The 11,682-nt window shown below is 68.7% G+C and carries 11 protein-coding genes; 2 read left to right on the forward strand and 9 right to left on the reverse strand.

What is annotated here, in order from left to right:
* Nucleotides 1–2: 2 nt before the first annotated feature.
* Genes OHA18_RS08855 through OHA18_RS08890 form a run of 8 tightly spaced genes read right to left on the reverse strand, consistent with a single transcriptional unit; the run spans nt 3 to nt 6,807 of the window.
* Nucleotides 3–908 (reverse strand): phytanoyl-CoA dioxygenase family protein, encoded by a 906-nt coding sequence (locus OHA18_RS08855; protein ID WP_329003389.1) that lies wholly within the window; start codon nt 906–908, stop codon nt 3–5.
* Nucleotides 905–1,978: a 4-hydroxyphenylpyruvate dioxygenase gene (gene hppD, locus OHA18_RS08860; RefSeq protein ID WP_329003390.1), complete on the reverse strand. Its 1,074-nt coding sequence runs from the start codon at nt 1,976–1,978 to the stop codon at nt 905–907. The genes OHA18_RS08855 and hppD overlap by 4 nt, the downstream gene beginning before the upstream one ends.
* Complete coding sequence (locus OHA18_RS08865; protein WP_329003391.1) at nt 1,978–3,234, reverse strand: beta-ketoacyl-[acyl-carrier-protein] synthase family protein; 1,257 nt, start codon at nt 3,232–3,234, stop codon at nt 1,978–1,980. The genes hppD and OHA18_RS08865 overlap by 1 nt, the downstream gene beginning before the upstream one ends.
* Entirely contained in the window at nt 3,231–4,811 is a 1,581-nt protein-coding gene (locus tag OHA18_RS08870; RefSeq protein ID WP_329003392.1) for a class I adenylate-forming enzyme family protein, read from the reverse strand. Before OHA18_RS08870 ends, OHA18_RS08865 begins: the two co-directional genes overlap by 4 nt.
* Nucleotides 4,808–5,239 carry a hypothetical protein gene (locus OHA18_RS08875; protein WP_329003393.1) on the reverse strand — a complete coding sequence of 144 codons (432 nt, stop codon included), beginning with the start codon at nt 5,237–5,239 and terminating at the stop codon, nt 4,808–4,810. Before OHA18_RS08875 ends, OHA18_RS08870 begins: the two co-directional genes overlap by 4 nt.
* Complete coding sequence (locus OHA18_RS08880; protein ID WP_329003394.1) at nt 5,236–6,330, reverse strand: beta-ketoacyl-[acyl-carrier-protein] synthase family protein; 1,095 nt, start codon at nt 6,328–6,330, stop codon at nt 5,236–5,238. The genes OHA18_RS08875 and OHA18_RS08880 overlap by 4 nt, the downstream gene beginning before the upstream one ends.
* On the reverse strand, nt 6,323–6,553 hold the full coding sequence (locus OHA18_RS08885; protein WP_329003396.1) for an acyl carrier protein: 231 nt from the start codon (nt 6,551–6,553) through the stop codon (nt 6,323–6,325). Before OHA18_RS08885 ends, OHA18_RS08880 begins: the two co-directional genes overlap by 8 nt.
* A complete protein-coding gene (locus tag OHA18_RS08890; protein ID WP_329003398.1) occupies nt 6,553–6,807 on the reverse strand; it encodes an acyl carrier protein in 255 nt (84 codons plus the stop codon). The genes OHA18_RS08885 and OHA18_RS08890 overlap by 1 nt, the downstream gene beginning before the upstream one ends.
* A 17-nt stretch (nt 6,808–6,824) precedes the next feature.
* Between OHA18_RS08890 and OHA18_RS08895 the strand changes: the two genes are divergently transcribed.
* The gene (locus OHA18_RS08895) at nt 6,825–7,418 is read left to right on the forward strand and encodes a 4'-phosphopantetheinyl transferase family protein (protein ID WP_329003399.1); all 594 of its coding nucleotides are present in this window, start codon (nt 6,825–6,827) and stop codon (nt 7,416–7,418) included.
* Here the strand turns inward: OHA18_RS08895 and OHA18_RS08900 are convergent.
* The gene (locus OHA18_RS08900) at nt 7,349–8,746 is read right to left on the reverse strand and encodes a class I adenylate-forming enzyme family protein (RefSeq protein ID WP_329003400.1); all 1,398 of its coding nucleotides are present in this window, start codon (nt 8,744–8,746) and stop codon (nt 7,349–7,351) included. The genes OHA18_RS08895 and OHA18_RS08900 overlap by 70 nt on opposite strands.
* A gap of 376 nt (nt 8,747–9,122) precedes the next feature.
* Here OHA18_RS08900 and OHA18_RS08905 point away from each other — a divergent pair, with 376 nt between their 5' ends.
* Nucleotides 9,123–11,672 carry a glycoside hydrolase family 3 N-terminal domain-containing protein gene (locus tag OHA18_RS08905; protein ID WP_329003401.1) on the forward strand — a complete coding sequence of 850 codons (2,550 nt, stop codon included), beginning with the start codon at nt 9,123–9,125 and terminating at the stop codon, nt 11,670–11,672.
* The last annotated feature ends 10 nt before the right edge of the window (nt 11,673–11,682 follow it).

Here is an 11,682-nt window from a genome sequence, read left to right on the forward strand (position 1 = left end):
TCCTAGCGGTCGGCCCAGAGGATCGGGCAGTAGTCGGGGTCCGCGTAGTCCGGGTGACGGCTGGATGTGCGGCGTACCAGGACGTCGTGGTTGTAGGCGGCAAGGTTTCCGTCGGTGAGGGGGTACTCGCGGTACTGGTTGGCGCCGTCCTGCAGGTGCAGGGAGATCGCGCGGCGAGGCCGGTCGCTCACGTTGGCGCCGCTGCCGTGGTACGTGCGGCAGTGGTGGAAGTTCATGTGCCCGCGCGGGATCGTGATCGGCACCTTGGTCACCTCGGCGCCGTTGTACGCCGCGTTCTCGGCCAGCATCTGGTCCAGCTGCGACCGGTCCCGCTCGGCGAAATGCCGTACGACGGTGTCGTCGGAGCCGATCTCCGCCCAGCGATGGCTGCCGTCCACCATCGTGATCGTGCCCATCTCCGGCGGGCAGTCGTGGAACGGGACGAACGCGGTCAGCATCTTGTCCGAGGAGGACGACGACCAGTAGTGCTTGTCGAAGTGCCAGGGCACGATGTTCGACGGCTCACCGGAGATCGGCGGCTTGTAGATCAACGTGGACTGGAAGATCCGGATCTCGTCGGTCTGCGCAAGCCGGGCCGCGACCGCACCGATCACCGGCTTGCGGAGGATCTTGGCCAGACCGTCGTGCTCGTAGTGCACGTAGTCGTTGTGCCGCTGGACGTCGCCCTTCGACGGGTCCCAGTAGGCGAGCTTCGGTGGTGCCTCGGGCAACGACCTGTCCCGCTCGCCGGCGTAGTACCGCTCGCTCGCGTTGACGAGTTCGTCGATTTCGTCGTCGGTGAGCAACTTCTTGGACAGGTACCAACCGTGCTCGTTGTAGAAGGCAACATCTTCGTCGGTCGGCAGCAAGGCGATCTCGGCTTCCGACAATTTGAACTCGAGGCTCATGCGTCCGTCCCCGCCAGCTCGCGTTCCTTCGCCTCGTACAGCGCCTTGATGTTCCCGCTGCCGAACGTCATCGCGCCCCGCCGCTCGATGATCTCCAGGAACAGTGTCCGCCGTACGTGCATGGACTCGGTGAAGATCTGCAGCAGCTGGCCCCAATGGTCCCGGTCGACGAGGATGCCGAGCTCCTCCAGGTCCTCGATCGGCGTCTCGAGCTCGCCGACCCGGTCCGGCAGCGCCTTGTAGTACGCCGACGGTGACGCGAGGAAGTTCACACCCCGGCCCGCGAGGGTGCCGACCGCCTCGACGATGTCGCTGGTCCGCAACGCGATGTGCTGTACGCCGGCGCCCGCGTGCCAGGTGAGGAAGTCGTTGATCTGGCCCGGCCGACGGTTCGGGTCCGGCTCGATCAACGTGAACGTCACGTGCTTCGACGTACTCTGAACGACCGTCGACTCCATGCCCTGGCCGGCCACCTCGATGTACTCGTCGAAGATCGGCAGGAACCCGAACACGTTCTCGTAGAACTCCACCGTCGGCTTCAGCTGCCCGGACGGCACACAGATCGCCAGGTGGTCGATCTCGCTGAACAGCTTCTCGTCCGGACCGCCCGCGGGCTCGGTGATCTGGAACGCGCCCGGCAGGAACTCCCGCCGCGGCCCGTGCCGCTCGACCAGCCGATGGATCACGTCGCCGAAGCCGGCCACCTCCGCGATCACCACGGTCGTCTCCTGCTCGTCGGTGTAGGTCACCGGCTCGGCGACCGACTCCGCGCCCCGGCTCAGCAACTCGGTGTAGGCCACGGAGGCGTTGTCCACCTCCAGCCCCACGACCGCGACGCCGTCACCGTGCCGCTGGACGTAGGCGGCCGCGGCATGGTCGGCTGTCAGGCCCGAGGTCAATACGATCTGTACGGCGCTCTCCCGCAACAGCAGCGAGCGCTGTCCGGGCAGTCCCGTCTCCGGTCCGCCTTGGCCGTGCACCTGCAGGCCGAAGGCATGCGCCAGATAGAACGCCGCCTGCTTCGCATCGCCCACGTACAGCTCGACGTGGTCGATCCCGTAGATCTCCATCACCAGTCCTTCACCTCACTCTTGTTCGCTGTGCTCGGCGGTCCGAACAGCAGGCTGACGTTCTGGCCACCGAACCCGAACGAGTTCGACAGCGCGTACTCCAGGTGCGCCTCGCGGGGTTCCTTGCGGACGTGGTCCAGCGGGCAGGCCGGATCCGGGTCGTCCAGGTGGTACGTCGGGGGCAGCAGGCCGGTCGAGATCGCGCCGACCGCGGCCACCGCCTCGACCACGCCGGAGGTGCCGAGCATGTGCCCGGTCAACGCCTTGGTCGAGCTGACTGCCGGCTGGTACGCGCCAAAAGCCTTGCCAATAGCAACCGACTCGGCCACGTCCCCTAGCTTCGTGCTGGTCCCGTGCGCGTTGACGTACCCGACCTGCTCCGGCCGGACGCCCCCACTCACCATTGCCAACCGCATGCACGCCGCCGCGCCTTCCCCGTCCGGCCGGGGCGCAGTCGGATGATGCGCATCGGAGTTCACCCCGTACCCGGCAACATCCGCATACCCCCGAGCCCGACGCCCGGTTGCATGCTCCGTCCTCTCCAGTACCAGGAGCGCGGCACCTTCGCTCAGAACGAATCCGTTGCGCCGCAGGTCGAACGGTCGGCTCGCCTCAGCGGGGTCGTCCCACCCGCGAGCCAGCGCCCGCGCGTTGGCGAAGGTCTCCGCGAACGTCGGGAACAGCGGCGCCTCACTCGCCCCGCACACCACCACGTCCGCCTCACCGGAGCGGATCAGCCGTACGGCGTCCGCTATCGCCTGCGCGCCGGATGCACACGCCGTACCAACCGACGACGTGTACCCACGGATGCCATGGCGGATGGCGACACGGGCGGCCGGCATGTTCGGGAGGATGCCCGTGAGGAGGTAGGGGCTGACGGCTGCCCGGCCGCGTTCGGCGCGGGACAACACTTGTTGCTCGAGGGTCGCCATGCCGCCGACTCCACCGATGATCACGCCGATGCGGTCAGGGTCGACGTTGTCGCCGACGACGAGGCCGGCATCCGCGAGCGCGTCCGCGGCAGCGAGCTGGGCGAGGATGACGGTGCGGTCCATCACCTTGCCGTCCGGCCCCTTGGTGAGGTCGCCGGCGTCGAACGGCGGCAGGATGCCCGCCAGCTCGATCGAGTTGGCGATCGGGTGGTCCGCGGGCGGCTTCACGATGCCGGATCGTCCGTGCAGCAAGGCGTCGTACGCCGCTCGCGCGCTCCGGCCGATCGGTGTCATCAGGCCGATCCCGGTGATCGTCGCGTTCATGAGCGGGCCTCCCGGAGAGCGACTTTGCGGACCTTTCCAGTCACGGTGACCGGCACCTCGCCCGTGCCGACGACGGTCACGTTGCGAAGAATCGCGGCGACCTCTTCCCCGACCGCTGCCTTCACGTCGGCGGTGCGGTCGCGGTCCGGTGCGTCCGCGGACAGTTCGACGAGTACGTCGGCGACGTACCGGCCGTTGTCCGGCGTGATGATCACGGTGCAGTCGTCGACCTCGGGCAGTGCCGCGAGGATGCGTTCCTCGGACATCGAGGTGAAGAGTTGCGGTCCCTCGAAGCCCGCGACGGCATCCGGCACCCGGTCGAGGTGGAAGTAGTGACCGGTGTCGTCGCGGTACACGAGGTCGCCGGTGAGGAACCAGCCGTTCAGCCGGAAGCGGTACGTCGTGACCGAGTCGTTCCAGTAGCCCGGTGACACGGTCGGCGAGCGGAAGCCGAGGAGGCCGACCTTGCCGGGCGGCAGCTCCGCGCCGTCCGAACTCAGCACAGTCGCCTGGGCGAACTCGTACGGCCTGCCGATGCAGCGGCCGTAGTGATCGCTGTCGATCGTGTGCGTGATGTGGAACCCGTTGTGGCCCATCTCGCTGGAGCCGAGGCCGTCGATGAAGTGACTGCCGGGCACGGTCCGCCGGCCGTCGCGGGTGACCGTCTCGCGGGTGCCGACGGCAACGAGTTTGCGGATGTGCGGTTCGTGCGCGCAGTCGCCGGTGTTGAACCACATCCGGACCGAGTCGAGGTCACGGTTGCCGAGGTCCTCGCGGGCGAGGCCGGCCCAGGTGACGGCGAATCCGTAGACGGAGTGCGGCTTCCAGCGCTCGATGTTCTGCAGCACGTACGGCGCGTCCTGACTCGAGAGCAGCAGCATCTCGGCGCGGTTGCCGAGGACCTGGTTGACCATCAGGATCGTCGCGGTGTGCGGGATCGGGAGCGCGTTCAGGATCCTGTCGGTGCCTTGCGCCTGCGGCATGGTCAGGAGATGTTTCAGGGCGGCGTACAAGGTGGTGTGGGTGTGCAGGACCGCCTTGGGTACGCCGGTTGTGCCGCTCGTGTGCGTGATCACGACCGGGTCGTCGGCATGATGCTGATAGTGCTGAGGCGCCTTCGTGGGATCGCCTTGGCCGAGCTCCGGCGGCTCCGCCAGTACGTCGGTGCCGAGCAGTGGGCGGTGCTGGGCGTCGGCGAGGACAGCCGTCACGCGCAGGCGGCGGATGTACTCGTCGGCGATCGGCGGGGCCATCTTGCCGTTGAGCAGTGCGGGGATCGCGCCGATGCGGGTGAGGGCGAGGAAGCTGAGGACGATGTCCTGTGCTTCGGTGGCCCAGATCGCGATCACGTCCCGGCGGCCGATCCCGTGCTCGTGCAACCACGCCGTACGGGCTTGGATCCGCTCGTCGAGTTCGCCGAGGGTCAGTGGGTGCTCGGCCGGGAAGTGGTCCACGGGTGTGTCGAAGGTCAGGCCAGGACCGCTCGGGTCGGCGCCGAGGGCAAGCACCCGGGCAAGGACGTTGCCGGTGCCGATCTCCGGGTCCGCGGCCAGCTGGGCTCTCAGGCTCTTCTTCATGTCGGGTCTCCCCCACTCACGATCTGCGCGAACGCCTGGTCCGCGGTCACCTGCACGATCAGCACCTGCTCGGCATCACCGTCGTCGAGCAGCAACCCGGCCTCGTCCCGTCCGCCGTCCGACACACACACCACCGGGCCGCGCAGGTCCCACTTCGCCGCGATCCATCCCGCGACGCTGTTCGGCACCGACTGGAAGAAGAACAACGGACCGATGCGCTTGCCCTCGGCAACTGCCTCCCGCACGTGGTCCGCGCTGACCCGATCGCCGTCACTCACGATCACGATCCCGGTCCTGGGGTTGGTGTCCACCTCAGCCAGGCACCGCTCGGCCGCTGCGACCACGAGCGGGTTGAACCGCGACAACACGAACCCAGCCACACCGGGCGGCTCGCCCGACTCCCACCGTCCCTCAGCCAGAACCTTCATCCGACCCGCACCACCAAAGCCGTGTTGGCTCCCCCGAACGCCGAGTTCACCGATATCCCGTACGGCGACGTCGCCGGCCGCGGGGCATCCAGAATCACGTCCACGGCGCACGCCGGATCCGCCGCGAGATAACCGGCGTTCACCGGCAGCTTCCCCTCGCGCAAGGCCTGCACAGTGACCACGAACTCCACCAACCCCGAAGCCTCCAACGCATGCCCGTGCACCCCCTTCGTAGAACTCACCGCCACCCCACCCCCGGCCCCCGTTTGGTGGGTGAACCCATCGCGTTGTGGGTTCACCCACCGGATTCCGGGTGGTGAACCCACAAGCGCGTGGGGGAACCCACCAAACGTGTGGGTGAGGGCGGCGGCTTCGGCCGTGTCGGCGAGGGGGGTGCCGGTGGCATTCGCGTTCACGTAGCCGATGTCGGAGGGGGCGAGGTGGGCTTTGTGGAGGGCGCCTGCGATGGCGGTGGACAGGCCTCGGCCGTCGGGGGCGGGTTGGACGGGGTGGTGGGCGTCGCCGGCTCGGGACCAACCGACGAGCTCGGCGAGGCCTTCGCCCGCTTGCAGGACTACTGCGGCTACTCCGTCGCCCAGGAGGGTGCCGGTGCGGTTGAGGGAGAACGGGCGTACGGCGCCGTCGGTCGACAACGCTCGGCCTGCATCGAAGAGGGCGTATTGATGGGGCTCGACGAGATAGGCGGCAGCCACCACAAGCCGGTCGAGGCGGCCGTGGCGGATGAGCGTGGCGGCGTCGGCAAGCGCCGTACTCGCGGAGACACAGGCCGAGGTGTACGTCCGGAGCTGACCGAAGTCGCGCCCCGACGGCGTGTGCAAGGCGAGGAGGAGCGGCGTCGTTTTGCTGTCGACGCCGCTCTGCGCGCAGGCAGCGGCGATCGCCTGGTCCAGTTCTTCTTCCAGCGTGCCGGCGTCAGGCGCGATCGCGGCGTGGCGCGTACGGCGGTTGCTGGTGTCGAAGCGCGTGACTTCGACGAAGGCCGGCGTACCGGACAGCTGCGCCGATGCCCCACGACCGAGCGCGGTCATGATCGACAATCCGGTCACCGCGACCGGGCGGGCCTCAGACATGGCTGGTCAGCACTTCGCCGAGCACGGTGACCGCGTCGTCGATCGTGCTCATCCGTTCGAGCTGGTCGTCGTCGAGCGCAACGCCGTACCGCTGCTCGACCTGATGGACCAGCCAGGCCAGTTCCATCGAGTCGAGCCGTTCGGCGCCGGCCGGCCGGTCACCGAGACCGGCCAGCCAGCTGAGAATCTCGTCCCGCCCGGGCGGGGGTGGGGTCGGGTTCATCAGACCTGCTGGGCGACCCGGCCGGCGACCTCGGCGGTGAACTCGCCGACCGTCATCAACGCCAGCTGCTCGGACTCTTCGTCGGAGAACCTGACCCCGAACCGGTCCTCGACCCGCACCGACAGGTCCGCCAGCGCCAGCGATTCCAGGTCCACCCCGGCCGGACCGAGCGTGGTGTCGTCGTCGATGCCTTCGGTGTCGTAGTTCATGTCCTGCAGTTGCGCGATGACGAATGCGCGAACCTCGTCCTTCATCGGGTTACCTTCTTTCGGTGGGCAGTTCTGTACATGTCTGGGTGGCGCCGGCCGGCGCCGAGCCGCGCGGCGCGGCCCACGAGCTGCTGCTCGACCTGGCTGCCACGCTGGCCCCGGCCCCGAGGCTCAGCCACGATGCGGGCGGTCGTCCGGAAGTCCCGGGGTTGGCGGTGAGCATCAGCCACACGCACCACCTCGTGGTGGTCGCGGCCGCGACGGACGGTCCCATCGGTGTGGACCTCGAGGAGGTCTACCCGCGGGACGTGCGGCCGTTGGCCGTGCGCTGGTTCAGTGCGGAGGAGCTGACGTGGACGAATCAGCAACCCGATGAACTGGTCGCCTTCCTCCAACTGTGGACGGCGAAAGAAGCTGTCGGGAAGGCGCTCGGGCGTGGGTTGCGGGGGTCGGGTCTGCGGCGCGTGATGCCGCTCGGGGGTGGTGTGGTGGAGTCCGAGCCGCAGCTGCTGGTGACGTACGTGCCGTGGGAGGGCGCTGTACTTGCAGTCGCGGCGCCTGTCGGCTTGACCGAGATCGTCGTCCATCACGACACCGCTTTGCGCAGTGTGGACAGGTCGCGGACGAGCTTGCCTGTAGTTGTCCGAGGCAACTGATTGAGCAGGTGCACGGTGCGGGGCCGTTTGTACGTCGCCAGCTGCTGAGCCAGCTCCGCTTCGAGATCCACCAACGACCGCGGCTGGTTCAGCTGGACGTACGCCGTGATCGCGCCGTCGAAGGCGACCACCGCCGCCTCGACACCGCGCAACGACGCGAGCGCGGCCTCGACCTCCGTCAGGTCGACCTTCAACCCGCCGACCGACACCTGCGAATCCAGCCGGCCCTTGATGCTCACCAGCCCCGTGCCGGGATCGACGACCCCGGCGTCCCGCGTGTGCAGCCAGCCGTCGGCCCAGCGGGTCGGATCGGACAGCCCGAGGTACGGCGACTCCGCCCGCGCCACCTGCAGCTCGCCGTCGACCGCGCGGACCTCGATCCCGGGCGCGGGCCGGATCGCGGGACGATGCTCGCCGTACAGGTCGGTGCCGATCACCCCGACCTCGGTCATCCCGTACATGTTCCCGAGCGGTACGCCGTACTTGTCCTCGAACGCCCGCGACACCGCCGCCGGCACCAGCTCCCCGCCGGTGGTCATGCGCTTGAACTGCGGCAGCCACGGCGGATCCTGGACCGACGCGAGCAGCCCGATGTGGAACGGCACCCCCAGCACCGTCGCCGGCGTCGTCGCCGCCCCGATCGCCTGCACGATCGCGTCGCCCGTCATCCGCGCCGGCGGCATCAGCTCCACCCCGGCGTGCAGCCCGTACAGCAGGCCACCGACCAGACCGAGCACGTGCACCATCGACGGCAGCAGGATCAACCGTTCGCCACGCTGCGGTACGCCGTCGATCCGTGTGTACCGCAGTACCTCCGCGACCAGGTCGTCCGCGGTCCGCCCGATCACCTTCGACGGTCCGGTCGACCCCGAGCTCAGCTGTACGACGGCATGCGCGGTGCCGGCCGGATGGCCCGAGTAGCTCGCGACGTCCGTGTCCACCTCCACGAACGTCCGCAGGCCGGACTGCACCGGCCGTTCCGGCGAGACCACGACCTGCGGGACCAGCCGCTCGATCGCCCGCCGGACCTCGTAGTCGGTCAGCCGGTGGTCGAGCAGGATCGCCTGACCGCCGCCGCGCCAAATTGCCAGCAAATGCGTCACGAAGGCCATCGACGGCGGCAGCCGCAACGCCACCGCACCACCCGGCCGGAAACCGGACTGCGCCAATTCCGTTTGCCGTCCGAGAACCAAACGGCGTAAATTCAAACGATCAATAGGATCGGGCAGCCGGAAGCACACCTCGTCGTCGGGCCCGGCCAGCAAGACCTCGTCGACCCACTCTGCCCCCTGGGTGGTTCCAGGCACCACGACAGCACCATCGGTCATCCGAGCTCCAAAGTTCTTTACACACAAAGGATTCGAAGACCAGCGCCCCCACCAAGGCCTGGCGATGACGCGACGATACGACACGATCACACAACTGCGCCATGAACCAGCGGCTCTGAAAAGCCCTCGATCGAGTCGTTCAAATTCCCGAAATGCAAACCACTAAAAATAACTCGGCGGGTTAGAAATACAGTCGCCCACCACGGCCGGACGCAGGGTTCACCCGCGCCGGGCTGGGCCGGCCGGCAGGCCGCCGTGCGTCACCGACTCTTGACCCACCGTGCGCGCGTGGGTAACTTTCGCGTCGCGGGGGAGTATCTGTAATTCAATTACCTCGGCGTTCGCCCCTGCCCCCCGGACCGACTTGGTGACCCCCATGGAACTGACCCGCCGCCAGACCCTCGGACTCGCGGCGGCAACCGTCGCCGGAACGACGGTCGCCGCCACCACGCCCGCTGACGCCCGCCCGGACCCCTGGGTCCGCGACACCCTGCGCCGGATGACACTCGAGCAGAAGGTCGGCCAGCTCTTCGTCTGCTACGCCTACGGTCCGGCGGCCGACACCGCCGACGCCCGCAACACCAGCCTGTACGGCGTGGCCACGCCGGCCGAGGTGGTCGCGAAGTTCAACCTCGGCGGCGTCATCTACTTCACCTGGACCGACTCGACGAAGGACCCGCAGCAGATCGCCCGGCTGTCGAACGGCCTGCAAGAGGCGTCGCTGGCCAGCACCGGCGTCCCGCTGCAGATCGGCACCGACCAGGAGCACGGCTCGGTCGTCCGGGTCGGTCCGCCCGCGACCCAGTTCCCCGGCGGCATGGCGCTCGGCGCGACCCGCTCGGCGGCGTACGCGCGCTCGGCCGGTGCGATCGCGGGCCGCGAGCTGAAGGCGCTCGGGATCACCACCGACTTCGCGCCGGACGCCGACGTCAACGTGAACCCGCTGAACCCGGTGATCGGAGTCCGCTCGGTCTCGTCCGACCCGGCCCTGGTCGCCGAGCTCGTCGCCGCCCAGGTCAAGGGCTACCAGCGCGACGGCCGGGTCGTCTCGACCGCGAAGCACTTCCCCGGCCATGGCGACACCGCGACCGACAGCCACACCGGCATCCCGGTGATCGGTCACACCCGGGACGAGTGGACCCGGATCGACCTGCCGCCGTTCCAGGCCGCGATCCGGGCCGGCATCCAGTCGATCATGACCGCGCACATCGTCGTACCGGCGCTCGATCCGTCCGGTGACCCGGCGACGTTGAGCCGGCCGATCCTGACCGGGATCCTGCGTGCGCAGCTCGGGTTCGACGGGGTCGTGATCACCGACTCGCTGGGGATGCAGGGCGTCCGGGACAAGTACGGCGACGCCGAGATCCCGCTCCGGGCGATCGAGGCCGGCGTCGACCAGCTGCTGATGCCGGTCGATCCCGGACTCGCGTACAACTCGGTCCTCGACGCGGTCCGCAGCGGCCGGATCTGCGAGGCCCGGATCGACGAGAGCGTGCAGCGCATTCTCGCCCTCAAGCACACGACCGGCCTCGTCGACCACCCGTACGTCGACCTTGCCCGGGTCGCCAAGATCATCGGTACGCCGGCCAACTACGCGGAGGCCCAGCGGATCGCCGACCGCAGTACGACGCTCCTCAGGAACGACGCCGGCCTGCTGCCGCTGTCCCCCGCACCACGGACGGTTCTCGTGACCGGATACAGCCCCGCCGCCCTGGCGACGGCCTTGCAGGGCCGCGGCGCGACGGCGATCGTGAAGGACACCGGCACGACCCCGACCGACGCCAAGATCGCCGACGCGGTCGCTACGGTCGCGGATCTCACCGTTGTGCTGACCAACAAGGCGTGGGACACCGCGGTCACCGACAAGCAAGCCAAGCAGCAGAAGCTCGTCAACGCGCTGCTCGCGACCGACCGACCGGTGATCGTGGTGCCGGTCCGCGACCCGTACGACGTCGCGTACTTCGACCCCGCACCGACGACGCTGGTCACCTACGGCAGCACCGCACCGTCGATGGAGGCGCTCGCCAAGGTCCTGTACGGCGAGATCGCCCCGACCGGCAAGCTGCCCGTGGAGATCCCGGCCAAGGCCGACCCGACCCAGATCGTGCACCCGTTCGATCACGGGCTCACCTTCGACCCGCAGCAGACCCGGCTGACCGTTGCCTCGTACAACATTCATGCCGGCGCGGGCGAGGACAACGTCTTCGACCTCGACCGCACCGCGCAGGCCCTGAAGGCACTCGACGCCGACATCATCGGACTGCAGGAAGTCGACGTCCACTGGGATGCGCGGAGTCAGTGGCTCGACACCCTGTCAGAGCTGGCGGCCAAGTTGGGTCTGCACTCGGCGTTCGCACCGATCTACGACCTCGATCCGCCGGCAGCCGGCCAGCCGCGGCGTCAGTACGGCGTCGGCCTGCTCTCCCGCTTCCCGCTCGTCCACACCGAGAACCACTCGATCACCCGGCTGTCCACGCAGGACCCGAACCCGATCCCTGCGCCGGCGCCCGGCTTCCTGGAGGCCGAGCTCGATGTCCGCGGGCGCCGGTTGCACATGTACTGCACGCACCTGGACTACCGGGCGGATCCTTCGGTACGGATGCTGCAGGTCGCGGACACCGTCAAGATCCTGGCCCAGGACCGCCGGAAGGATCTGCAGGTCCTCGTCGGTGACTTCAACGCCGAGGCCGACGCGCCTGAGCTGGCCGGGTTGTGGACCCGGCTCACCGACTCGTGGACGGCAGCCGGTTCGACGACCGGCGGGCCGTACACCTACCCGGCGGTGGCCGCCGACAAGCGGATCGACTTCGTCACGGTGGGTACTAACCTGAATGTGCTCCGTGCCGAGGTGCCTGCCGAAGTCCCCGTCGACCAGGCCGCCAGCGACCACCGCCCGATGATCGCCGACCTCGCGTTCCGTCCCTGAGGAGATGTCC

The sequence above is a fragment of the Kribbella sp. NBC_00709 genome (genome assembly GCF_036226565.1).
Classification (GTDB): domain Bacteria; phylum Actinomycetota; class Actinomycetes; order Propionibacteriales; family Kribbellaceae; genus Kribbella.